Annotated in this window: 23 protein-coding genes, 2 tRNA genes and 1 riboswitch; of the genes, 9 read left to right on the top strand and 16 right to left on the bottom strand. The window is 53.1% G+C overall.

Annotated features, from left to right (window positions below; translation table 11 throughout):
• The first annotated feature begins 20 nt into the window (after positions 1-20).
• Complete coding sequence (gene rmf / locus ABGB15_RS13395; protein WP_152084122.1) at positions 21-188, top strand: ribosome modulation factor; 168 nt, start codon at positions 21-23, stop codon at positions 186-188.
• Between the two features lie 71 nt (positions 189-259).
• On the opposite strand, the gene fabA is transcribed toward rmf, so the two are convergent.
• A complete protein-coding gene (fabA, locus tag ABGB15_RS13390; protein WP_000227926.1) occupies positions 260-778 on the bottom strand; it encodes a bifunctional 3-hydroxydecanoyl-ACP dehydratase/trans-2-decenoyl-ACP isomerase in 519 nt (172 codons plus the stop codon).
• Between the two features lie 68 nt (positions 779-846).
• Positions 847-2607 (bottom strand): Lon protease family protein, encoded by a 1761-nt coding sequence (locus ABGB15_RS13385; protein WP_215722999.1) that lies wholly within the window; start codon positions 2605-2607, stop codon positions 847-849.
• 186 nt (positions 2608-2793) lie between these two features.
• On the opposite strand from ABGB15_RS13385, the gene matP reads away from it, so the two are divergent.
• Positions 2794-3246, top strand: coding sequence for a macrodomain Ter protein MatP (gene matP / locus ABGB15_RS13380; RefSeq protein ID WP_152084124.1), 453 nt, complete (start codon positions 2794-2796; stop codon positions 3244-3246).
• Between the two features lie 63 nt (positions 3247-3309).
• On the opposite strand, the gene ompA is transcribed toward matP, so the two are convergent.
• The gene (gene ompA, locus ABGB15_RS13375) at positions 3310-4362 is read right to left on the bottom strand and encodes a porin OmpA (protein ID WP_152084125.1); all 1053 of its coding nucleotides are present in this window, start codon (positions 4360-4362) and stop codon (positions 3310-3312) included.
• 355 nt (positions 4363-4717) lie between these two features.
• Positions 4718-5227 (bottom strand): SOS-induced cell division inhibitor SulA, encoded by a 510-nt coding sequence (gene sulA / locus ABGB15_RS13370; RefSeq protein WP_152084490.1) that lies wholly within the window; start codon positions 5225-5227, stop codon positions 4718-4720.
• 217 nt (positions 5228-5444) lie between these two features.
• On the opposite strand from sulA, the gene ABGB15_RS13365 reads away from it, so the two are divergent.
• On the top strand, positions 5445-6071 hold the full coding sequence (locus tag ABGB15_RS13365) for a TfoX/Sxy family DNA transformation protein (protein WP_152084126.1): 627 nt from the start codon (positions 5445-5447) through the stop codon (positions 6069-6071).
• Here the strand turns inward: ABGB15_RS13365 and yccS are convergent.
• Positions 6028-8190 (bottom strand): YccS family putative transporter, encoded by a 2163-nt coding sequence (yccS, locus tag ABGB15_RS13360; RefSeq protein ID WP_152084127.1) that lies wholly within the window; start codon positions 8188-8190, stop codon positions 6028-6030. The genes ABGB15_RS13365 and yccS overlap by 44 nt on opposite strands.
• A 19-nt stretch (positions 8191-8209) precedes the next feature.
• On the bottom strand, positions 8210-8656 hold the full coding sequence (locus tag ABGB15_RS13355; RefSeq protein WP_152084128.1) for a YccF domain-containing protein: 447 nt from the start codon (positions 8654-8656) through the stop codon (positions 8210-8212).
• Between the two features lie 123 nt (positions 8657-8779).
• Here ABGB15_RS13355 and helD point away from each other — a divergent pair, with 123 nt between their 5' ends.
• Complete coding sequence (helD, locus tag ABGB15_RS13350; RefSeq protein ID WP_215722998.1) at positions 8780-10834, top strand: DNA helicase IV; 2055 nt, start codon at positions 8780-8782, stop codon at positions 10832-10834.
• An 82-nt stretch (positions 10835-10916) separates the two neighbouring features.
• Here helD and mgsA read toward each other — a convergent pair whose 3' ends face one another.
• Entirely contained in the window at positions 10917-11375 is a 459-nt protein-coding gene (gene mgsA / locus ABGB15_RS13345) for a methylglyoxal synthase (RefSeq protein WP_152084130.1), read from the bottom strand.
• A gap of 80 nt (positions 11376-11455) precedes the next feature.
• The gene (locus ABGB15_RS13340; protein ID WP_152084131.1) at positions 11456-12118 is read right to left on the bottom strand and encodes a DUF2057 family protein; all 663 of its coding nucleotides are present in this window, start codon (positions 12116-12118) and stop codon (positions 11456-11458) included.
• Positions 12119-12291: 173 nt separating this feature from the next.
• On the opposite strand from ABGB15_RS13340, the gene ABGB15_RS13335 reads away from it, so the two are divergent.
• Positions 12292-12705 carry a CoA-binding protein gene (locus ABGB15_RS13335; protein ID WP_152084132.1) on the top strand — a complete coding sequence of 138 codons (414 nt, stop codon included), beginning with the start codon at positions 12292-12294 and terminating at the stop codon, positions 12703-12705.
• Positions 12706-12741: 36 nt separating this feature from the next.
• On the opposite strand, the gene hspQ is transcribed toward ABGB15_RS13335, so the two are convergent.
• Entirely contained in the window at positions 12742-13059 is a 318-nt protein-coding gene (gene hspQ / locus ABGB15_RS13330) for a heat shock protein HspQ (protein ID WP_010429359.1), read from the bottom strand.
• Between the two features lie 60 nt (positions 13060-13119).
• Complete coding sequence (gene rlmI / locus ABGB15_RS13325; protein ID WP_215722997.1) at positions 13120-14310, bottom strand: 23S rRNA (cytosine(1962)-C(5))-methyltransferase RlmI; 1191 nt, start codon at positions 14308-14310, stop codon at positions 13120-13122.
• A gap of 93 nt (positions 14311-14403) precedes the next feature.
• Here rlmI and yccX point away from each other — a divergent pair, with 93 nt between their 5' ends.
• On the top strand, positions 14404-14685 hold the full coding sequence (yccX, locus tag ABGB15_RS13320; RefSeq protein ID WP_215722996.1) for an acylphosphatase: 282 nt from the start codon (positions 14404-14406) through the stop codon (positions 14683-14685).
• On the opposite strand, the gene tusE is transcribed toward yccX, so the two are convergent.
• Positions 14682-15011 (bottom strand): sulfurtransferase TusE, encoded by a 330-nt coding sequence (gene tusE / locus ABGB15_RS13315; RefSeq protein ID WP_152084491.1) that lies wholly within the window; start codon positions 15009-15011, stop codon positions 14682-14684. The genes yccX and tusE overlap by 4 nt on opposite strands.
• Positions 15012-15098: 87 nt before the next feature.
• Positions 15099-15758: an FtsH protease modulator YccA gene (gene yccA / locus ABGB15_RS13310; protein ID WP_215722995.1), complete on the bottom strand. Its 660-nt coding sequence runs from the start codon at positions 15756-15758 to the stop codon at positions 15099-15101.
• 269 nt (positions 15759-16027) lie between these two features.
• Between yccA and ABGB15_RS13305 the strand changes: the two genes are divergently transcribed.
• A complete protein-coding gene (locus tag ABGB15_RS13305) occupies positions 16028-17656 on the top strand; it encodes an ABC transporter substrate-binding protein (protein ID WP_215722994.1) in 1629 nt (542 codons plus the stop codon).
• A gap of 142 nt (positions 17657-17798) precedes the next feature.
• Positions 17799-17886 (top strand) — tRNA-Ser (locus ABGB15_RS13300).
• A gap of 57 nt (positions 17887-17943) precedes the next feature.
• On the opposite strand, the gene ABGB15_RS13295 is transcribed toward ABGB15_RS13300, so the two are convergent.
• The 3 genes from ABGB15_RS13295 to ABGB15_RS13285 form a co-directional block, all read right to left on the bottom strand.
• Complete coding sequence (locus tag ABGB15_RS13295; RefSeq protein ID WP_215722993.1) at positions 17944-18702, bottom strand: ABC transporter ATP-binding protein; 759 nt, start codon at positions 18700-18702, stop codon at positions 17944-17946.
• Positions 18699-19661 (bottom strand): iron ABC transporter permease, encoded by a 963-nt coding sequence (locus tag ABGB15_RS13290; protein ID WP_225903506.1) that lies wholly within the window; start codon positions 19659-19661, stop codon positions 18699-18701. Before ABGB15_RS13290 ends, ABGB15_RS13295 begins: the two co-directional genes overlap by 4 nt.
• Before the next feature lie 77 nt (positions 19662-19738).
• The gene (locus ABGB15_RS13285) at positions 19739-20752 is read right to left on the bottom strand and encodes an ABC transporter substrate-binding protein (RefSeq protein WP_215722992.1); all 1014 of its coding nucleotides are present in this window, start codon (positions 20750-20752) and stop codon (positions 19739-19741) included.
• Between the two features lie 151 nt (positions 20753-20903).
• Between ABGB15_RS13285 and ABGB15_RS13280 the strand changes: the two genes are divergently transcribed.
• Positions 20904-20991 (top strand) — tRNA-Ser (locus ABGB15_RS13280).
• Between the two features lie 74 nt (positions 20992-21065).
• Here the strand turns inward: ABGB15_RS13280 and ABGB15_RS13275 are convergent.
• A complete protein-coding gene (locus ABGB15_RS13275) occupies positions 21066-22067 on the bottom strand; it encodes a magnesium transporter (RefSeq protein ID WP_152084140.1) in 1002 nt (333 codons plus the stop codon).
• 60 nt (positions 22068-22127) lie between these two features.
• Positions 22128-22297, bottom strand: a riboswitch (M-box (ykoK) riboswitch).
• Positions 22298-22320 lie beyond the last annotated feature (23 nt).

The following is a 22320-nucleotide window of genomic DNA, read 5'->3' as shown; positions in this document are numbered from 1 at the left end:
AAGAATGAGGGAAACGAGGCATGAAGAGACAGAAACGAGATCGCCTGGAAAGGGCTCATCAACGTGGTTATCAGGCTGGCATCGCCGGACGTTCAAAAGAAATGTGTCCCTATCAGACTCTGAATCAGAGATCTCAATGGTTAGGGGGCTGGCGAGAAGCCATCGGAGACAGGGCAGTACTTGTTTGATAACGTCTCTTTAAAAAGAAACCTCCGCAATGCGGAGGTTTCGCCTTTCTGGATTGGCTAAAAAAGCAAAATCAGAATGCAGAGGTATCCTGGAACAGACCCACTTTCAGATCGTTTGCGGTGTAAATCAAACGACCGTCTACCAGCACTTCACCGTCCGCCAGGCCCATGATCAGGCGACGGTTAACGATGCGTTTGAAGTGGATACGGTAGGTGACTTTTTTCGCCGTAGGCAGCACCTGACCGGTAAATTTCACTTCACCCACGCCCAGTGCGCGGCCTTTGCCTTCGCCACCGAGCCAGCCCAGATAGAAGCCAACCAACTGCCACATCGCATCCAGGCCCAGACAGCCAGGCATTACCGGATCGCCAATAAAGTGGCAGCCGAAGAACCACAGGTCCGGGTTGATATCAAGTTCTGCTTCTACGTAACCCTTATCGAAGTTGCCGCCGGTTTCGGTCATTTTCACGACACGGTCCATCATCAACATGTTCGGGGCCGGTAACTGCGGGCCTTTAGCGCCAAACAGTTCACCGCGACCAGAGGCAAGAAGGTCTTCTTTTGTATAGGATTCGCGTTTATCTACCATGTTCTCAGTAAGCCTTATTTTAGTGAAGGACGCAGGATAGCTAACACGTGTACGCTGAACAAGTCCGATCAGTTCGGCGTAAACCAACTTAGCCAGCGTAACGGCCAAGGATAACGATGACGAGCATCCTGCTGTGTTGCCTGAGCAATACGTTCCTGAATGGTCTGCATCAAAGTGGTCTGCCCTTCGCCATCCCAGACAAGGTTTGTCAGTAAGGGTAGTGCATCCTCAACGCCTTCGATGGCCCACAGGGAGAATTGTTGCTGTTCCACCGCATCCAGAAGTTCCTGACTCAGGCTCAAATGGCGCGCATTGGGGGCTGGGATGATCACGCCCTGTTTGCCATTTAAACCGCGTTGCTGACAAATAGAGAAGAAACCTTCAATTTTCTCGTTCAGGCCGCCAACAGGCTGAGCACGGCCAAACTGATCGACAGAACCCGTAATCGCAATGTTCTGATTAATCGGCACTTCCGCCAGGGCGCTGATTAATGCGCACAGCTCCGCCATTGAAGCGCTGTCTCCATCAACTTCACTGTAAGACTGCTCGAAGGTCAGCGATGCAGAGAAGGGGATTTGCTGTTCAAGCTGCAGCTCAGACATCAGAAACGCCTGCATGATCATCATGCCTTTGGCATGAATGTTCCCGCCCAGCTCGGCTTTGCGTTCAATATCCGTAAATTCCCCGTCACCGACGTGTACCACGCAACTGATACGAGACGGCTCGCCGAATGCACGCGGGTGCCCCGGAAACTCGATGACAGACAAGGCGTTGATCTGACCGATACGCTCGCCTTCGGTTTCGATCAGGATCTGCTCCAGCAGAATTTCATCCTGCATACGGTCAGCAAGGTAACCTTCACGCCACTCGCGCTGGGCAAGCATTTGCGCGTACTGCTCACCGGTAAACGACCCTTCACCGCTGATGACACCCACTTCACGCAGTTGCTTGCCGATCCAGAGTGGACAGAGGGGCAGGGTTTCCTGATCGCCAGTATAACGGACCGCTTCACGGATCAGACCTGACCAGGCATCGGCGGCGGGAGTTGGCAGTGCTGAACGTTCTGCAACGGCCATCACCCACTGACACCACTGCGCCATATCATCGGCATCAGCAATCTGAATATTGTCTTCGTATTCGCTATAGACCGCCTGTTCAGCCAGTTCCGGCTCCATCTCCTGGAAATCAGCCAGAGACTCACGGTCACCGGTTAAGACGACAGTCAGAGAGAGCGGCATCGACGGCACAGAAACCGGCAGAGGGCGTGACTCGTCGTATCCCACCCAGTCAAAACGTTGCTGGCTCACAATCGTTTTCAGGCGCATCCACAGCAGAGGCTGGGAGAGCAGGGTACGAAGAGAGATGATCAATACGCCGCCGTTTGCACGATGTACCAGCCCAGGTTGTAACGACAGTTCGCCATTAAACTGACGAAGGCAACCGAATAACTGCTCGGCTTCAACCCAACTGGCGGTAATCACTTCACCTTTGGCGGCAAAATGGTCATCTGCCCGTTCTGCGGGAGTGAAAGTGATATGTTGTCCCGCGATACGATACTGGCCACCATAAACGGTGTTCGCGTCCGGTTTTAACTGGCGCATAGCATCCCCCAGAAGCGTCAAATACTCGGCTTCTTCCGGGGCTTTGAGCAGCATGAAGGGAGATGTAGCCCACGGGCTTAACACCTGCTCCAGTGCGTAATGCAAACGCGGTTGTGTATCGCTAAGTATAAATTCGTGTTCTTTTGCGAGGTCTGGCTGTGCAAACAGTTCCTGATAGCTTTCCGTATCCGGAACCAGGTCACGCCATGCTAGTTTCGTAATGGTCAAAGTCGATGTTTTTTAGTCAGATGTAAAACCGTGGAGTATACCGTAAGCGGTGGTTTCTGCCCATGCAGGAATGGGGATTTCGGCGAGTGAATCTTCTGTCATGTTTCACAGGATATGATTTCTTTTCAGCAGATTGCTAAAAAACTGATATTCTGAACAGAGTTACGTGGTAACACTGAGATCGCAATGAAATATCAACAACTGGAAAACCTCGAAAGCGGCTGGAAATGGAAGTACCTGGTCAAGAAGCACCGTGAAGGTGAACTGATCACCTGCTACATCGAAGCCAGCGCGGCACAAGAGGCCGTGGATATGTTGCTGACCCTCGAAAACGAACCGGTACAGGTCAATAGCTGGATAGCGAAGCATATCAATCCGGCGCTGTTAAACCGGATGAAGCAAACTATCCGTGCGCGTCGCAAACGGCATTTTAATGCTGAGCATCAGCATACCCGCAAGAAGTCTATCGATCTGGAGTTTATGGTCTGGCAGAGACTGGCAGGGCTTGCGCAGCGTCGCGGGAAAACATTATCGGAAACGATTGTGCAGCTGATTGAAGATGCTGAGCATAAAGAAAAGTATGCCAGTCAAATGTCGACACTGAAGAACGATCTTCAGGCACTGCTTGGCAAAAAGTAATCTCTTCCTTTTCTTCAGACAATAAAAAACCCCGCAGTGCGGGGTTTTTTTTAAGACGATAACTTATGCCGCTGGCTGAGTTACAACGTCTTTGATGCCTTTAACTTCGATCTCAACGCGACGATCTGGTGCCAGGCAGTCGATCAGTGCAGCGCGAGCTTTCACGTTGTCACAGGTGTTGCCAGTAACTGGGTTAGATTCGCCCATACCACGTGGGGAGATCTTGTTAGCTGGGATACCTTTAGATACCAGGTAATCAACAACGGACTGAGCACGTTTCTCAGACAGACCCTGGTTGTAAGCGTCAGAACCGATACGGTCGGTGAAGCCCAGAACCACTACGGAACCATCTTTAGGGTCCAGGTTGCTCAGCTGGGTGTACAGCTGATCCAGTGCCTGCTGACCTTCTGGTTTCAGCGTCGCTTTGTTGAAGTTGAACAGAACGTCAGACTTCAGAGTGAAGTGCTTGGTCTGTACTTCTGGTGCTGGAGCCGGAGCTGGCGCGATTGGCGCAGCTTCTTCCTGCTGACCGAAACGGTAGGAAACACCTACGCTCAGCATGCCGTTGTCTGGACGAACACCAACGGTGTTGCCGTCGCCGATGTTGTTAACCCACTGGTATTCCAGACGGGTAGCGATGTCACGGGTCATTGCCCATTCAACGCCACCAGCGAATACTGGGGAAACGCCCGTGTCGTGGTCGTCGCCAGCAACGCTGTTGCTGGAGTCAGCACGCCATACCATGCCGCCCAGACGGGTGTACACGTCCAGATCGTCAGTTACTGGGTAACCCAGTTTAGCGGTCAGCTGTACGCCTTGAGCTTTGAAAGCGCCATTAACGGTGTCGCCTTTGTATGGCATACGACCTAACCAGTCGTAACCCATTTCAAAACCAACATACGGGTTAACCTGATAGCCACCGAACGCGCCTGCACCGAGCTGGCTCTCATGAGTAGGGCCGTCGTTGTTGTTAGCGCTGTTGTACCAGCCAGTGTCATGGAACTGAGACCAGCCCAGTTTACCACCTGCATACCAGGTATTATCTTTCGGAGCGGCCTGCGCTACGGTAGCGAAGCCAGCCAGTGCCACTGCAATCGCGATAGCTGTCTTTTTCATTTTTTGCGCCTCGTTATCATCCAAAATTCGCCATGTAAATCTCAACAGAGAAATCACGGTTAAATCCTTCACCGGGGGGCGTGGTCAACTATAACTCTACCGATATCTTCGGCTTAGGCCGAGCACCCCTGGCGATGTAAAGTCTACAACGTAGCTGAAAACTTACAAGTGTGAAGTCCGTCAGGCATATGAAAAAAAAAGTTCCGTATACCTAATATTTAACATTTTTAGAACGAATTTTGTGCAGTAAAATTAAGAAGAACCGCTCCAGACAAGCCTTGCCGCAGTTTTGTCACCTGGAACTTTTTTCCAATCCTGAGGTCAAAAAAAATTCCAGGAAAACTCTTAAAATGGCTTAGTGATACAAATTAGAGTGAATTTTTAGCCCGGAAAGTTGTCCTTTGCGGTGAGAATCTGCCCGAACAGGTCGCATAATAAACCCGATCGCATTTCCCTCTTCTGCCGCTTCCGTGAGCCGATAATGCTCTTCTTCCGTCAGCTCATCCGATAACCAGCCAATCACCACACTGTAATTTCCGGTGCGTAATGCGCGGATCATTGACTCAACCGTATCGCAGGGCGGGAGTTGGTTAATCTGCATCACCTTTGCCAGCGGCAGCCCTGCGGAGAGAAGCCATTCACGGCTCAATTTTTGCTGTGGCGTCAGCCACAACTGCCAACGGGACTGTTGGCCAAGCTGCTGTAATAGTGGCAGTAATAAGAGCTGTGTCAACAGGGGCTGGTCTTCACGATAAACCACTTCACTAATAAGCCCGGTTGAAACGCGCCCGACAGATTTCTGCGCGACAGTGTCAGCGGTAGAAGAAAGAGAGATTGAGCGATTTGCATAGCCTGAAGTGTACATATTCATTCCAGCCCTGTAGTTACTGTATGGATATACAGTAACCCCTGTATGCATAAAGATCAACCTCATTTTCGGAAAGCGACTCGCAAATTTCACTCATTAATGGCGTGCCTCGAAAAATCATCTTGCTCACAGGCAATAAGTTGCCTATTTTCCTGCTAACGGATCCGCTAGTAAGAAAATATGTTGTTACTTTATGATTTTGAAGGGAAATATCATGAAAAAGATATCTTATGACCGGATTTATAAATCGCAGGAATACCTTTCTCCATTAGGAGAAATTCATCATCGCGCGCTTTTTGGAGGATATACCCTTGCGGTGGATGATGCGGTTTTCGCCATGGTGTCGGACGGGGAGCTCTATCTTCGGGCCTGTGAAGAGAGCGCAAAATACTGTGTAAAACACGCCTCTTCATTTTTGACGTTAATGAAGCGGGGCCGTCCTGTCCTTCTTAACTATTACCGCGTGGATGACGGGCTTTGGCAGAACAGGGATGAGCTGCTCAAACTTTCATCGTCTGCACTTGATGCGGCCAGAAAAGAGCGGTATCAGCGTCACCAGCGGAATCGGCTAAAAGATCTGCCGAACCTGACATTTCAGATTGAAGTTCTGCTCTGTGAAGCGGGTATAACAAATGAAGAGACGTTACGGGAACTGGGCGCAAAAACGAGCTGGCTGAAAATACGATCAAAAAATAAGGGGCTGAGCATTAAGGTGCTGTTTGCGCTTGAAGGGGCAATTGAGGGAATGCACGAAGCGGCGCTCCCGGCGGACATTCGCCGGGAGCTAACGGAATGGTTTAATGCACTGCCTGAGGCTCAGGAGAGTCATTCCGCCAGGTAGCGATCTGCTGTTGTAGTCGGCAAATTTCCGGCAGCAGAGCAATAAGCAGGCCGATTTGCTGAAGGACCAGTGGAGCTTTGCTGTCGGAGCCTGGATCGAGATGCGCAATACGCTGAGTCAGGTCGTCCAGCGACTGCTGCACACGGGGTTCATCGGCAGGCCGATGATGAAGGGCGTCATCGACGTAGCAGACGGCATCATCGAGAAGGGACAAGATACCCGGATTGGTCAATTTCTCGCGATGGGCACCCAGCGTAGAGATATAGCTGGTAAACGTATGGTTCAGGCAGAGCAGGCGAAACGCGGTTTCACGTATCTCTGCAGTCGCGCGCGGCTCTGTGGACATATTTGAAACTACTGACGCGAGTTCAGCATCGCTGTTATGCGCATCGCGACGGGCGATACGGTAGGCCAGGCGGTTATCGCGGCCCTGGTGATACTGCTCAAGAATGGCATCCAGGTAGCGACAGTTTGCATTCATTGCTCTGTCTGTCACGCGCGGCAAATTGCGAAAACGCCAGTCAGGCCAGATAAAGCTCACTGCCGCCCAGGCAATAGCACAGCCGATCAGCGTATCGATCACGCGGGGCAGGGCGACTTCAAACCCTTCACCCAACAGGTTAAAGCACAGCAGAACCAACAGCGTGATAAACATGGTGGCATGTGCGTACTGCACATTACGAAAGGCAAAGAACAACACGCCGGTGATGACGATGAGAATAAGCTGTCCTTCAACCGAGGGCACGAACCACAGCACCGGTAGCCCGATAGCGACGCCCACCAGCGTGCCGATAATACGCAGCGCAAGACGGTGGCGGGTGGCGTTGTAGTTGGGCTGGCAGACAAACAGGCTGGTCAGTAAGATCCAGTAACCGTGCTGCAAGCCGGTTATCTGAATAAAGGCATAGCCTACGCACAGTACCAGTGACATCCGCACCGCATGGCGAAAGAGCGCCGATTCTGGCGTAAAGTGGCGGCTCAGGCGCAGCCATATATCGCTAACGCCGTGCAGACTGTCGTCCGCAAGCTGGTTCTCCGTGTCGCTTCGTGGCATCGCCATTGCCTGTTCGGATTCAATGGTTGCCAGTTGGGCATCAATCGCACGCAGATTATTGAGCAGGAATCCCAGCGCTTTGATGTGCTCTGGTGATGTCCCACTCGCCTGAACGCGATCGAGGGCTGCATCAAGATGGCTGAAAGCGTGCTCAAAACGTGGGTCATGCTGGTACGGTGTACGCAACAGGATTGAGCGCGCCAGCTGCTGACAGGCCTGAGACTGCATCGACAGTAAGCGCTGGAAACGGAACATGACGTCGCTATAGCGGAACTTCTCGCGCAGGGCTGCATACTGGACATGCGATGAGCTGGCTCGTTCATGAATATCCTGGGCGGCAAAATAGTAATGTAGAGTTCTTCGGGTGCCACGCTGACCCCGATCGCCACGCAGACGAGTAAGCAGCGAGGCTTTTGTCTGGTTAAGCATTGCCACCAGTTGGCCGTTCGCCAGCGCCAGATCGTAAAGCGGTGCCTGGCTCTCCTCTTCAATATCCGGGTCAAACAAACGTGACTTTAATTCAAGATACTGAGCCAGCTGCTCGTAACTGCGCGCGAGGTTATCCTGCAGCGCCCGAACCGGAAAAATAAGGTGTCCGGTCAGGGTCAGCAAGTTATACCAGATCGCCCCCACCAACAGCAGAACGGGTTGCTGATACCACTGATCGTAAAGAGAGACACCGAGCATGGTATAGATAGCAATCAGCAGGGCACCAAACGCGATGGTGGCGTAGCGCTGCCCAAGCCCGCCAAGCAGAATAAACCCGCTGGTTGAAAGCGTAAGCCCCAGCGCAAAAAGCCAGGGCCAGGGGAACAGCAACTCAACGGACGCTGATGCTATAAAGAAACAGACCAGAGTGATGACCAGGTTACGCAAACGTCCGGCCAGACGGTCATCAAGATCGGCAAGCGCCCCGGCCACCACGCCGAGGGTCAGCGGGATGGTCAGTTTTACATCATCCAGCCACCACGGCAGGGCAACCGTGCCGCAGAGGGCAATAAAAATCCTGACGTTATAGAGCCAGTTACTGTTCCAGGTATAACGGCGAAGCAGTGGGCTTAGCATGAGCGCGGCCTGTCCTTATTCACTGAAAACGGCGACGAGCGTTGGCTTCACGTGCGGCTTGCGCCACTTCTACCGGGACGACTCTGCGTCCAACCGGCCACAGGGCAATGGCGGCAATTTTAAAGTTAGCGATCCCAACCGGAATGCCAATAATCGTAATGCACTGTGCAATGCCGGCAACGATGTGCATCAGGCACAGCCACCAGCCGAAGAAAATCAGCCACAGAACGTTCAGCAGAGTACCACCGGTATTCATCAGGGCATTTTTCCCGTCCGGGTTCAGTTCATCAACATGGACAGCTTCATTGCCGAAGGGAATCAGTGAGAGTTTGGTGATTTCCCAGCAGGAGCGGGTCAGCGGCAAGGTGAAAATGAGCACGATGCTCACCAGGGTGGCAAAAAGCCAGGAAAGGGTGGTGGCAAAACCGCCAAGGACAAAATTCAAAACATTCAGAACGGTACGCATAAACCCTCATTTCCTTTCGATAAGACTAACGCTGAGTGATTGTAACGTTTTTTTAGGCTGGAGCACCTTAAAACTGGCAGTTAAACTGTCAGACAAATTATCTCTTTGTGGGTCCGGCTGGATATGGAACTGAAAGCAACTTCAATGGGCAAACGCCTGGCGCAGCACCCTTACGACAAGGTTGTCCTTCTCAATGCGGGAGTGAAAGTCTCCGGTGAGCGTCATGAATATCTCATTCCGTTTAATCAACTTCTGGCCATTCATTGCAAACGCGGGCTGGTGTGGGGGGAACTGGAGTTCGTCCTGCCAGCCGATAAAGTGGTACGTCTGCACGGTACTGAGTGGGCAGAAACACAACGTTTTCACCATCATCTGAACACGCTCTGGCAACAGTGGAGCCATGACATGAGTGTGATTGCGGCACAGGTGCTGCAGCAGGTGCTTGACGATATCGCCCGAAGTAACGCGCAGCAAAAGTGGCTGACGCGCCAGCAAACCGCCGGGTTGCAGGAAAAGATAACACAGGCGCTAACCGCGCTGCCGTTCCCCGTCTCCCGTCTTAATGAGTTTGAAAACTGCCGTGATGCGTGGCGTCAGTGTCAGGCCTGGCTCAGCGATATTGATAAAAGCAGACTGGCACATAACCAGGCCTGGACCGATGCCATGCTTGCGGAATATGCCGATTTCTTCAGCACCGTCGAATCGTCGCCGCTCAACCCGGCTCAGGCGCGTGCCGTTGTCAACGGTGAACCGTCGCTACTGGTGCTGGCGGGCGCAGGCAGCGGTAAAACCTCCGTGCTGGTGGCGCGTGCAGGCTGGCTTCTGACAACCGGTGAAGCCGTAGCTGACCAAATCCTCCTGTTGGCCTTTGGCCGCAAAGCTGCGCAGGAGATGGACGAGCGAATCCGGCAGCGCCTGCATACTCAGGATATTACGGCGCGCACCTTCCACGCCCTCGCACTGCATATTATTCAGCAGGGTAGTAAGAAAGTGCCGTCCATCAGTAAACTGGAAAATGACACCCAGGCTCGTCAGGCGCTGTTTATTAAGACGTGGCGTCAGCAGTGCAGCGAGAAAAAAGCGCAGGCCAAAGGGTGGCGTCAGTGGCTGGAGGAGGAACTGAACTGGGAAGTGCCGGAAGGCAGTTTCTGGCAGGATGAAAAGCTGGCGCGACGCCTCGGCGCGCGACTTGACCGTTGGGTGAGCCTGATGCGCATGCACGGCGGCTCTCAGGCAGAGATGATCGACAGCGCGCCGGAAGCGATCCGCACCGTGTTTTCAAAGCGCGTCAAATTAATGGCACCGCTGCTGAAAGCCTGGAAATCGGCCCTGAAAGAGGAAAATGCCGTCGATTTTTCCGGTCTTATTCATCAGGCCATTGTCATTCTGGAGAAAGGACGCTTTGTCAGTCCGTGGAAGCATATCCTTGTGGATGAGTTCCAGGATATCTCGCCTCAGCGTGCCGCATTGCTCTCGGCGTTGCGGGCGCAGAACAAACATACGTCGCTGTTTGCCGTGGGGGATGACTGGCAGGCTATCTATCGCTTCAGCGGGGCGCAACTCTCGCTCACAACTGCATTTCACCACCATTTTGGCGAGGGCGATCGCAGCGATCTGGATACTACCTACCGTTTCAATTCACGAATTGGCGAAATCGCAAACCGTTTTATTCAGCAAAACCCGCATCAACTGGCGAAACCGCTCAACAGCCTGAGGCCGGGAGATAAGAAAGCGGTCACGCTGCTGGCGGACGATCAGCTTGAGCCGCTTCTGGATAAACTGAGCGGGTATGCAAAGCCCGATGAACGGATTCTGGTGCTGGCGCGTTATCACCATCTTAAACCGACGGTGCTGGAAAAGGCGGCCACTCGCTGGCCAACGCTACAGCTTGATTTTATGACTATCCATGCCAGCAAAGGCCAGCAGGCTGACTACGTGATTGTGGTCGGGCTGAAAGAGGGAAGTGATGGTTTTCCGGCTCCGGCACGTGAGTCGGTAATGGAGCAGGCGCTGCTGCCAGTACCGGAAGATTTCCCGGATGCAGAAGAACGGCGTCTGCTGTATGTGGCGATAACCCGCGCGCGCCATCGCGTGTGGCTGCTGTTCAATAAAGACGAGCCGTCGGTATTTGTCGATATACTGAAGAGTATTGACGTGCCGGTGGCGAGGAAACCGTAGCTGGATTGCCGGGCGGCGCTACGCCTGACCCGGCCTGCAAAAACCGTAGGCCCCCGCAAGCGTAGCGCCGCCGGGCAAAGAGCTACTTCAGTCTCTCGGAAAGATAACGTTGATAATCCGGGATCAGGATCTCAACCGGAGAGTTGAACTGCGGTGATTCAATGATGAAATCCGCCGTCGACAGATTTGTGGCTACCGGGATATTCCACACCGTCGCAAGGCGCAGCAGCGCTTTAACATCGGGATCATGTGGCACCGCATTCAGCGGGTCCCAGAAGAAAATCAGTACATCAATTTTGCCTTCCGAAATCTGTGCGCCCACCTGCTGATCGCCGCCCATCGGGCCGCTCAGCATGGCATTCACTTCCAGACCCGTTTCGCGTTGGATCAGGTTGCCGGTTGTCCCCGTGGCTGAGAGGGCGTGATTTGCCAGCAACGGTTGATGGCGGCGAACCCAGTTAAGCAGCATTTGTTTACAGTGATCGTGCGCAACCAGAGCAATGTGTTTGCGTGCAGGAAGCGTGCGTGTTGTCAGTTCCATAATCTTGTCCGTCAGGTTACCTGGCTACACGATGACGGGAACTGCCTGATGCTGCAAGAGAAAGGACAAAAAAATGTGGCTTATGACGAAGGTTGTTGCTTCGCCCATTGCAGAAAGCGGGCTCGCGTATCGGGATCGGCCTGCTGGAACCAGAATTTCAGGCGCTGCTCGGTGAGCGTTTGCGACTGGGGCGGGATCACATCCAGTTCTGATACGCCAGACAATAGCGTGCTATCGTCAGCCATCATCGTGGCAAATTGCGGCAGCGAAGCGCGCTTACCGGCTTTGTTATAGACCTCCGTATCTGCTTCGTAATCCGTGCCTTTAGGCATTTTTGTCAGTGCCAGAATATCCAGTTTCACCGGAATGGGCATCGCGTCGCCATCTACGAGCGCAATTCGCGGCGCGGCATCAAAAGCGATGGCCTCTTTTTCGGTTTCGAGGCGCGGGAGGTTAAAATTTACCTGACTGATACGCTGAGTATTAAAGCTCACAATCAGCGGTGGCGAGATGTACATCCGTTGTTCATGGTTGGCAAGGCGGATCATTTTCTCTACCCGAAAAACCACCTGATGCGGCCCGTTGTCGAGTTCTATGCTGTCTGCGCCACGCAGAAGTGAACTGGATACTTTTTTGCCATCGAGTACCAGCAGATCAATGTCAGTTGAGAGGCGTAGTGTGGTCGCAAAGACGCAAACCGGCATGACTAACGCAATCACAGCAGAGACAATGCCGGTTTTCATAGGGCGCTCCTGTTGAAAATACTTTCTTCGTAATAATGTATCTAAATTTTTCGATAATCACGTTTACTAACATATAGACATATTCCACCGTTTTGCCCTCATACATCTGTATGGGATGAATGGTTGTGAACACGGCTTTGACGTACACTTTGAAAAAAGCCAGGAGGATGAGTATGAAAGAGAACGATATTGCCGAGATTTTGACGTCCACACGCACTATCGCGCTGGTGGGGGCGAGCGACAAACCCGATCGCCCAAGCTACCGGGTGATGAAATACCTTCTGGATCAGGGCTACCACGTGATCCCGGTATCGCCAAAGGTGGCGGGTAAAACGCTGTTGGGCCAGCAGGGTTACGCGACGCTGGCTGATGTGCCTGAAAAAGTGGATATGGTGGATGTCTTCCGTAACTCAGAGGCGGCCTGGGGCGTGGCGCAGGAAGCGATTGCCATTGGCGCGAAAACGCTGTGGATGCAACTGGGCGTCATAAATGAGCAGGCGGCTGTGCTGGCGCGGGATGCCGGGTTAAACGTGGTAATGGATCGCTGTCCGGCGATCGATATTCCCCGTCTGGGGCTGGCAAAGTAACAAAAAAAAGCCCGTTCGCCGGGCTTTTTTACACCTTTAATTTCGCAGTCTTGGAGCCTGTAACTGTTTGCGGATGGTCTGAGCAAGCTCGTCCATAGTGGGTTGTTCCGGATGCTCGTCCTGCAGTTCGCTACTTAGCTGCGCTTCGGCAAGGTAGGTATGAACGGGCTGTCCGTCATCACCTTCCATCACCACATGATACCAGGGTGCTGCGCGAAGCTCTGCGTCAACTGCCAGCTCATCTGCTGACGGTTCATCAAGGGAATATTCCGGGTCGATATCCACGACCACACCCAAATAACCAAGCAAGGTGTGGCGGACCTGCTGGCCGATACCGAATTTGCTGGCAATCATAGTCACCTCCCCGGAAACATTACTCATACCGTATGTATGGGCAATATTCCTCTTTTCAAGTTACATGATGCGACAGGCAAACCCTTTCAGATACAGCCCTTCCGGGTAGGTAGCGATCACCGGATGATCGGCCGCCTGACGGAACTGCTCTATAAATTGTACATCACGACCCGCATCAATTGCGGCATCAGCGATGATTTTCTGAAATAAATCTGTGGTCATCAGGCCAGAGCAGGAGAACGTCAGTAATACCCCGCCAGGGTTCAGTAACTGAATTGCCAGCATGTTGATGTCTTTATAGCCGCGACAAGCCCCCATCAGCTGGCTTTTGTTTTCCACGAACTTTGGCGGGTCCATGACGATCACGTCAAATTTCTCACCCTGGTCGCGGTATTTGCGTAGCAGTTTGAACACGTCATCACGGACAAATTCCGCTTTGCTGAGATCCAGCTTGTTCAGTTCAACGTTCTGTTTCGCCACGTCCAGCGCTTCCTGTGACGTATCTACGCTCACCACCTGAGCACAGCCGCCCATCAGTGCCGATACGGCGAAGCCACCGGTATAGGAGAAACAGTTCAGGACGCGTTTGTCGGCAACGTACTGGCGGGTCGCCAGTCGGCTGTCGCGCTGGTCAAGGTAATAACCCGTTTTGTGGCCGCCCTGAATATCCACCAGCAGCTTCATGCCGTGCTCTTCAATCGGCAGCAGGGCAGGCGGCAGCTCGCCGGTAACCGGACCCTGGGTCAGCTCCATGCCCTCTTTTTTGCGCACTGCCACATCGCTGCGGTCGTAAATAGCGCATTCCGGGAACAGGGTTTGCAGCGCGCTAATCAGCGCGGCGCGTTGATACTCCGCCCCTGCGCTCAGAAGTTGCAGCACGAGGAAGTTACCGAAGCGGTCAATGGTGACGCCCGGCAGACCGTCGGATTCCCCGGCAATGAGGCGGTAGCTGTCCAGCCCGTCACGTTTTGCCAGCCAGTCGCGCCACTGCTGCGCCTGCTGCAGGCGGCGAACGAAGAAATCGATGTCGATGGTTTCGTCTTTATCGAAGGTCCAGACGCGAGCGCGGATCTGGGATGCAGGCGAGTATGCGCCGCGCGCTAACCATTTCCCCTGATGGTCAACGATATCAATGGTTTCACCGAGGCTGGCTTTGCCTTCCATACGGGCAACTGCGCCGGAAAAGACCCAGGGATGACGGCGCAGTAATGACTTCTCGCGCCCTTTGGCTAACACTAAACGTACACTCATAATTTGCTATTCTGTCGATTCCAATGAAATGGCCGCCATTTTCCCGAGTTCAGTGAGGAAATGCAACGCGCCAGACGGATAAGGAGAAGGAAGATGTCAAAAGTCTGCACCATTGCCTGGGTTTACGGCACCGTACAAGGGGTTGGGTTCCGTTACAGCACACAGCGCGAAGCCGTTCAGCTTGGACTAACGGGATACGCACGCAATATGGATGACGGCAGCGTGGAGGTGGTCGCCTGTGGCGAAGAAGCACAGGTAGAAAAGCTGGTGGCGTGGCTGAAAGCGGGCGGGCCGCGAAGTGCGCGGGTTGATAAGGTTTTAACGGAACCGCATCAACCCGATCGGGAATACGATAATTTTGGTATTCGCTATTAAATGCACTTCACTGGTTTTGGCAGACCCGCGATTTTGGTCGCCTGTTTTGCCGGGCCTTTCGGGAAGAGGCGATACAGGTAGCGGCTGTTACCTTTCTCTTCACCAAATTTGTTCGCCATGGCTTTTACCAGCATGCGGATAGCCGGAGAGGTGTTGAATTCGAGATAGAATTCGCGCACGAAACGCACCACTTCCCAGTGTTCAGGGGAGAGCGCGATGCCTTCTTTCTCAGCAATCACTTCCGCCAGCGCTTCGCTCCACTGGCTGCTCTCTTTCAGATAACCGTCGTTATCGGTTTCGATCTCTTTACCTTCAAAACACAACATAGTCATTCACACATCAGTCAAAAACCGCTGCAGTGTACCAAAAAACAAAGCCCCGCATAAGCGGGGCCTGGTTTACAGCACTGTGCGTTAATCGCGGCTGGCGAAGCCCAGGATACTCAACAGGCTAACGAAGATGTTATACAGCGATACATACAGGCTCACGGTCGCGCGGATGTAGTTGGTCTCACCGCCGTGAATGATGTTGCTGGTTTCATACAGGATTGCGCCAGATGAAATCAGGATAAATACCGCGCTAATCGCCAGGTGCAGGGCAGGCAACTGCAGGAAGATGTTTGCCACCATACCAATCAGCACCACCACGATACCCGCCATCAGCATACCGCCGAGGAAGGACATATCCTTGCGGGTGGTCAGCACGTAGGCCGAGCAGCAGAAGAACACCAGCGCGGTGCCGCCCAGCGCCATACCAATGACGTCACCCATTCCGGCTGACATGTAGGCGTTCAGGATCGGCCCCAGGATGTAGCCCAGGAAGCCAGTGAAGGCGAATGCCGACAGAATACCTACCGGTTTGTCAGCCGTTTTGTAAGTCAGGAACATCAGGCCATACATACCCACCAGCGTCAGGATCAGCCCCGGAGACGGCAGCATCAGTACGGTACTGGCCGTGGCGGTGATCGCAGAAAACGCCAGCGTCAGGCTGAGCATGAAATAGGTGTTGCGCAGCACTTTATGGGTGCTGAGTAGCGATGTGCGGTCGCGTGAAGAACTAATAATACGATCCATGAGTCACTCTCTTATGACAGATGTAATTAACGGCAAGAATAGGAAACGATGCGCCAGTCTCAAAGTGGTTTTACCCATCTTTACTCAGCACGTTAGCCGCGGCGCTGGTTGTTTCTTCTGCAGAAAGACGGTTCTGCAGAATGAAGAACGGTTTGCGCGATTTATTCAGATCAACCTCTTATAGGTTACTGAAATATATTGCCTTATTACATCCGGAGCGCTAAGAGTTATCTCCGGATCGTCAAAAAACAGACAATAAGGCGAAGGAAATGAAACCACAATCACGCATGCACGTTACCCTTTCTTTGTTATCCGCAGGGCTTCTGTGCGCCAGCACAGCGACCTGGGCGGCTAACGTACCAGCAGGAACACAGCTGGCTGAAAAACAGGAACTGGTCAGGAATAATGGCAGTGAGCCGTCAACGCTCGATCCGCATAAAGTCGAAAGCGATGTCGAATTTAATATTATCAGTGATTTATTCGAAGGGCTGGTGAGCGTCTCCCCGTCAGGTGAGATCCAGCCGCGGCTGGCGGAAAAATGGGAAAACAAAGACAACACCGTCTGGACCTTCCATTTGCGTCCGGGCATTACATGGAGCGATGGCACTGCCATTACGGCGGAAGATGTTGTCTGGAGCTGGCAGCGTCTGGTTGATCCTAAGACAGCTTCGCCGTATGCCAGCTATCCGGGCAATATGCATATCGTTAATGCGGCAGACATTGCCCAGGGTAAACAAACGCCGGACAAACTGGGCGTCAAAGCAATCGATGACGCTACGCTGGAAGTCACGCTCACCCAACCTAATGCCGCATTCCTGGCGATGCTGGCACACCCGTCGCTGGTGCCGGTCGATAAAGTGCTGATTGGTCGCTTTGGTGAGAAGTGGACCCGGCCGGAGCATTTCGTCAGCAGCGGTGCCTATAAGCTCTCGCAGTGGGTGGTCAACGAGCGTATTGTGGCCGAGCGTAACCCGCGCTACTGGGATAACGCTCATACCGTCATTAACAAGGTGACATACCTGCCAATCACCTCAGAAGCCTCGGATGTGAACCGCTATAAAGCGGGTGAGATTGACATTGTGTACACCGTGCCAATCAACCAGTTTGCCCAACTCAGGAAAACGCTGGGTAGCGAGCTGGACGTGTCTCCGCAGCTTGCTACTTACTATTATGAATTCAACACCACACGACCGCCATTTAACGATGCCCGCGTGCGAAAAGCGCTGAATATGGCGCTGGATAAAGACATCATTGCGGAAAAAGTGCTGGGTCAGGGGCAACGTCCGGCATGGCTGATCAGCCAGCCGGATATTGGCGGTGTAACATTGAAGAATCCGGATTACGCCAGCTGGCCGATGGATAAACGCATTGCCGAGGCGAAAAAACTGCTGGCTGAAGCCGGGTTTAACGCCGACCATCCGCTCAGTTTTAATCTGCTCTACAATACCTCTGAATCGCACCAGCGCATTGCCATTGCCGCCAGCTCCATGTGGAAAAAAAATCTCGGCGTGGAGGCGAAGCTGCAAAATCAGGAGTGGAAAACCATGCTGGATACCATGCATACCCATAACTTCGATGCAGTGCGCTACGCCTGGATTGCGGATTATGACGATGCGGCGACCTTCCTGAACAACTTCCGCACCGGCGACAGCGAGAACACCAGCCAGTACAGCAACCCGGATTACGATCAGGCGCTGGTAAATGCAGCAAAAGCCAAAACGCCGGAAGCGCGCGGGAAGTTCTACCAGCAGGCGGAAGATCTCCTGGGGCGCGATGTTCCCGCTATTCCGGTTTACCACTACGTGCGTACACACCTGGTGAAACCGTGGGTGGGTGGATTTACGCCAGACAAACTGGGTTATTACTTCACCAAAGATATGTACATCAAAAAGCACTGAGTAGCGGTAAGATTTTGTGTTGATAAAATGGTCAATGCGTTGTCAATTCAACCGATTAAACACGTGTTGGCTATTTTTCAGGCGAACGAATGCAATCACCCTTTACAGGGCGCAATGAGGTGTTTATAGTGCGCCTCATTCCGGAAGTGTGGCCGAGCGGTTGAAGGCACCGGTCTTGAAAACCGGCGACCCGAAAGGGTTCCAGAGTTCGAATCTCTGCGCTTCCGCCAGATAAGGAATAGCCCCGCGATAGCAATATCGCGGGGTTTTTCTTTTCAGGGCCAAAGTTACCCCATGATATAGCTGATCGCGATTTTCTCGTCTTCCCGTTTAACCCTCGCTTTAACGTTCCAGGTTTTCTCAATATTGTCCGGCGTAAGGACATTTTCGGGTGTACCGATGGATGAAATGCGTCCGGATTTCAGCAGCACCAGACGCTGACAGTAGTTCGCCGCCAGATTGAGATCGTGCAGGGCTATGACCACCGTGAGCGGCAGTTGCGAAATCAGGATCATCAGTTCCAGCTGGTACTGGATGTCCAGGTGGTTTGTCGGCTCATCCAGCAGTAATACGTGCGGTTGTTGCGCCAGCGCGCGGGCTATCTGGCTGCGCTGGCGCTCTCCACCCGATAATTGCCCCCATCGCCGGTGACGAAGCGTGTTTAGCCGCATTAAACGTATCGCCTCTTCAACGGCCAACTCATCTTCATCGGTGAAGCGCCGGAGCGCCCTTCGGTAGGGCGTTCGACCCAAACGGACGATCTGTTCGACGGTAAGTTCCCCGTCAACCTCAGCATGTTGAGGTACAAAGGCCAGCTGTTTTGCTCGTATCCTGAGTGGCACATCACCAAGCATCCTGCCGTTAAACGCGACACGTTGCGCGTGTTGCGGGAATAGCCCCGCCAGACAGCGCAACAGCGTTGATTTCCCTGAGCCGTTTGGTCCAAGCAGGCCGATGATTTGTCCGGATGGCAGTTCAAGATCGATCCCCTTCAGGACCGTTTGTGATTGCATTGTCACCTGTAATCCGGCAACGGAAATGTTCATTTTTTAGTCTCCCGGTTGCGATACAGCAACACCACAAACGCAGGGGCACCCACCAGGGCTGTCACCACGCCAATCGGCAGCACCTGATGCGTTATCACGGTACGAGATACGATATCCGCCACAATCATAAAGTGACTGCCGATCAGGAACGTCAGTGGAACGGATCGACTATGTCCAGGTCCGCCGATCATGCGTGTCACGTGAGGGATCACCAGCCCGACAAAGCCCACTGCGCCAATTGCGCTCACCAGGGTTGCGGTGACTAACGCGCAGGTGAGCAGCAAAATAACGCGGACGAAGGTCACCGGAATGCCCAGCGTCGTGGAGACCTCATCGCCAAAGGAGAACGTATCCAGTGCACGGGCAAAGGTTAACACCACAATTAAGCCCAGCATCGTCACCGTCAACGCCAGTATCGCATCCGGCCAGCGCACACCACTCAGGCTCCCCAGAAGCCAGAACATCACGCTACGTGATTGCTCGGCATTTGCTGAGGTACTGACCACATACGCGGTCAGTGCATTGAACAATTGCGTTCCGGCTATTCCCGCCAGCAAAATGCGCGACGGACTTTCGGTCATGCCATTGGTAATAAGCATGATGAGCACGAAAGCAGCGCAGGAGCCCACAAACGCACCGCTACTGACGCCGAGTGTACTGCCGCCGATCCCCAGCAGCATCACGCACACGGCCCCCAGGGACGCCCCGGCAGAAACACCCAGCAGGTAAGGTTCAGCTAATGGATTGCGCAGAATCGACTGCAGTACCAACCCGGACAGTGCCAGACCACCGCCGCTGCACGCTGCCATCAGCGCCCGGCTCATCCGGTACTGCCAGACAATGCCTTCTTCTGTCTGGGGCAGAACATACGAGGTGACTCCCAGCCCGTTGAGGATCGCTTTTGCCGTGCTGGTATACGATACCGCCATATCCCCGATACTGGCGGCGAATACCAGCATCAAGGGTAAGGCAATGACAGCCAGCGTGATCGGGCCTCGCTGGTTCCAGCGAGGTAAGGTTAAGGGGAAACGGTTCATTACCTGGCCTGAAACAAGACAAGCTGTTGGCTGATTTTCTCAACGGCATCAACGGTGCGCAGCGAAGGGTTCAGGGACATCGCCGGAACAACAATAATGCGATTATTTTTGACCGCGGGAATATTCTTCGTTACCGGATCGCTTAGCAAAAAGGCCTTTTTAGCGGCAACATCATCGGCAGGGTAGAGCCTCCGCGCCATATCAGCAATGACGATAACGTCAGGCTGTGCCTGAGCGATATGCTCCCACGTCACGGCTGGCCACTCATCATGGGAATCAATAATATTCTGCAATCCAAGCGTGCGGCTGATCCAGCCAGGAGCCCCGTAATCCCCGGCTACCCAGGGATCGCCGTTCAGTCTGCTGCTTGAAAACCAAAATACAACTTTCAGCGGTGCGCGCGAATTTGCGCCAGCTTGCTGTTGCGCATGCGCAATGCGTTTTGTCAGCGTTGTATTCAGCTGCTTTCCTCGCTCTGCGACATCAAAAATCGTCGCTAGATCGCTGACTTCCCGCTCAATCTCCGCCATTGAGAAGGGCGCACTGCGCGCGCCATCCGCGTTTGAGTTTTCGGTTACGCCTTTATTTGTGCAGTCCGCCGGAGAAATCCAGGTGTTGATCCCCAGCGATGCAAACTGTTCGCGGGTGCCGACTTCACCTTGCGGTCCGATGTGCCAGTGATACTGGGCGAGCACCAGATCGGGTTTTTGCGCCACAATCGCTTCAAAAGAGGGAGAGTTGTCGGCCAGCTTTTTGAGATTTTTACCGGCCTCCGCCAGGGGCGCTGGCAGCTTTTCAAACCAGACTGACGTAGCGCCAATTGTTTTCTCCAGCCCTAATGCCAGCAGTAATTCGGTCTCATGCTGTCCGACAGTGACAACATGCTTCGGTGGCGCAGAGAACGTTTGTTTTATCCCACAGTTTTCAAGCGAAAGAGGGAAGGTTGATGAGGCAAAAGTGACATGAGCAAAAGTCATTAACACAGATATTACTAGCGCTTTTTTGGTAAACACGATCCCGATCCCTTAATTGTTATGTTATAACATAATACATATGTTGGCGCTGAGAGCAACCGTCTCACCGCGGCGGGAGCGAAACATGTTTAAATTCCTCAATTTCCTGCTTTACATAGCGCGTTGAGACGTTTATAGTGCGCCTCACTCTGGAAGCGTGGCCGAGCGGTTGAAGGCACCGGTCTTGAAAACCGGCGACCCGAAAGGGTTCTAGAGTTCGAATCTCTACGCTTCCGCCAAATTTGAAAAGCCCTGCAATAGCAATATTGCAGGGCTTTTTGTTTTTACCTGGCGTTACCGGGAAAGGGGGATATTACTCCAGCCCCAGCGTGTACTGGGCAATCTTGAAGTAGATAATCAAACCGGTGCCGTCGATCAGGGTAGCGATAAACGGCGCGGAGACCACGGCAGGGTCGATACCGCAGCGCTTAAGCACCATCGGGATCACAGAAGAGACAGTCGCGCTCCACAGCGTTATACAGACCAGCGTCAGGCTGACGATAAGGGTAATTTCCAGCCCAATCCCCATCATCCATGCCCGGAAACATCCTGCCAGGCCGAGCGTGACGGCGATCATGAGCGAGGTGCTCATCTCTTTGCGCAGTACGCGGCCAACATCGCGTAAATGCACTTCTCCCAGCGCCATCGCGCGCACCAGCGTGGAGGTAATTTGCGTACCGCTGTTTCCCCCTGTACCAATCAGCAATGGAATAAAGAACGCCAGCGCAATGGCGGATTCCAGCGCCTCTTCAAAATGTTGAATGACTGAGCTGGTATAAGCCTCGGCAACAAACAGCAGCAGTAGCCAGACGGAGCGTTTTTTCCACAGGCTGAATGCGCTGGTTTCCAGATACGGTTTTTCCAGCGGCAGAGTGGCCCCCTGAAGCTGGGCATCTTCCGTCACATCATCCTCCAGCAGATGCGCAATTTCGCGCTCTGTCAGGCATCCGACCAGTTTTCCGTGCGTGACCACCGGAACCACGTCGGCCTCTCCGTGGGCCAGCAGTGCGGCAATATCCGCGCGTTCGTCTTCAGGTTTAACCTGAATAAAATGCGACACCATCAGAGCGTTAACCGGTTGCACCGTATTGGCTTCCTGCAATAATCTGCGAACGGCAATCATACCGGCCAGACGACCATTATCTTCGATGAAAATATGCGACGGAATATCATTGTCTTTTAATTTCTCGAAAAACTGCTCGCGCGCCAGTCCCACGCATAATGAGATATCAAGAGCGATAAAATCGGTATTCATATATTGCGCGATCGCGCTTTCATTGAATGCCGGGTTTTGGTTGTGAATGGAGTAAGACATAGTGAATTCCCTTTGAATAATAAAATCTCTCAGGGGCGAGCAAGACAGGGCATGTCGAAGAAGAGATCCCCACGTCCTGGGTTCAGCACTGTACACCGTATCCTTTTCAGGAAGTTATACTGACAAAGCCTTGATTCGACAGTGCCTGTTTTACCCTGTGCCGGTTCTCTCGAACCCACCAGAGCGATAACGTGTATTTGTACAGGAGCCTCGCCATAACGAGATCGTTGTAAACGAGGGGGATAATACGCTT

The sequence above is a fragment of the Enterobacter sp. MALB-1 genome, assembly GCF_041021625.1.
Lineage (GTDB): Bacteria > Pseudomonadota > Gammaproteobacteria > Enterobacterales > Enterobacteriaceae > Enterobacter > Enterobacter oligotrophicus.
This window is presented reverse-complemented; position numbering and strand designations above follow the sequence as displayed.

Excerpts from the sequence above, each read along its gene's own strand:
- ABGB15_RS13355 (WP_152084128.1), bottom strand. The coding sequence starts at position 8,656 with ATGCGTACCGTTCTGAATGTTTTGAATTTTGTCCTTGGCGGTTTTGCC.
- ABGB15_RS13335 (WP_152084132.1), top strand. The coding sequence starts at position 12,292 with ATGAAAGAGAACGATATTGCCGAGATTTTGACGTCCACACGCACTATC.
- ABGB15_RS13305 (WP_215722994.1), top strand. The coding sequence starts at position 16,028 with ATGAAACCACAATCACGCATGCACGTTACCCTTTCTTTGTTATCCGCA.
- matP (WP_152084124.1), top strand. The coding sequence starts at position 2,794 with ATGAAATATCAACAACTGGAAAACCTCGAAAGCGGCTGGAAATGGAAG.
- ABGB15_RS13295 (WP_215722993.1), bottom strand. The coding sequence starts at position 18,702 with ATGAACATTTCCGTTGCCGGATTACAGGTGACAATGCAATCACAAACG.
- yccX (WP_215722996.1), top strand. The coding sequence starts at position 14,404 with ATGTCAAAAGTCTGCACCATTGCCTGGGTTTACGGCACCGTACAAGGG.
- rlmI (WP_215722997.1), bottom strand. The coding sequence starts at position 14,310 with ATGAGTGTACGTTTAGTGTTAGCCAAAGGGCGCGAGAAGTCATTACTG.
- tusE (WP_152084491.1), bottom strand. The coding sequence starts at position 15,011 with ATGTTGTGTTTTGAAGGTAAAGAGATCGAAACCGATAACGACGGTTAT.
- ABGB15_RS13340 (WP_152084131.1), bottom strand. The coding sequence starts at position 12,118 with ATGAAAACCGGCATTGTCTCTGCTGTGATTGCGTTAGTCATGCCGGTT.
- mgsA (WP_152084130.1), bottom strand. The coding sequence starts at position 11,375 with ATGGAACTGACAACACGCACGCTTCCTGCACGCAAACACATTGCTCTG.
- sulA (WP_152084490.1), bottom strand. The coding sequence starts at position 5,227 with ATGTACACTTCAGGCTATGCAAATCGCTCAATCTCTCTTTCTTCTACC.
- yccA (WP_215722995.1), bottom strand. The coding sequence starts at position 15,758 with ATGGATCGTATTATTAGTTCTTCACGCGACCGCACATCGCTACTCAGC.
- ABGB15_RS13365 (WP_152084126.1), top strand. The coding sequence starts at position 5,445 with ATGAAAAAGATATCTTATGACCGGATTTATAAATCGCAGGAATACCTT.
- ABGB15_RS13275 (WP_152084140.1), bottom strand. The coding sequence starts at position 22,067 with ATGTCTTACTCCATTCACAACCAAAACCCGGCATTCAATGAAAGCGCG.
- yccS (WP_152084127.1), bottom strand. The coding sequence starts at position 8,190 with ATGCTAAGCCCACTGCTTCGCCGTTATACCTGGAACAGTAACTGGCTC.
- ompA (WP_152084125.1), bottom strand. The coding sequence starts at position 4,362 with ATGAAAAAGACAGCTATCGCGATTGCAGTGGCACTGGCTGGCTTCGCT.
- rmf (WP_152084122.1), top strand. The coding sequence starts at position 21 with ATGAAGAGACAGAAACGAGATCGCCTGGAAAGGGCTCATCAACGTGGT.
- ABGB15_RS13290 (WP_225903506.1), bottom strand. The coding sequence starts at position 19,661 with ATGCTGGTATTCGCCGCCAGTATCGGGGATATGGCGGTATCGTATACC.
- helD (WP_215722998.1), top strand. The coding sequence starts at position 8,780 with ATGGAACTGAAAGCAACTTCAATGGGCAAACGCCTGGCGCAGCACCCT.
- fabA (WP_000227926.1), bottom strand. The coding sequence starts at position 778 with ATGGTAGATAAACGCGAATCCTATACAAAAGAAGACCTTCTTGCCTCT.
- hspQ (WP_010429359.1), bottom strand. The coding sequence starts at position 13,059 with ATGATTGCCAGCAAATTCGGTATCGGCCAGCAGGTCCGCCACACCTTG.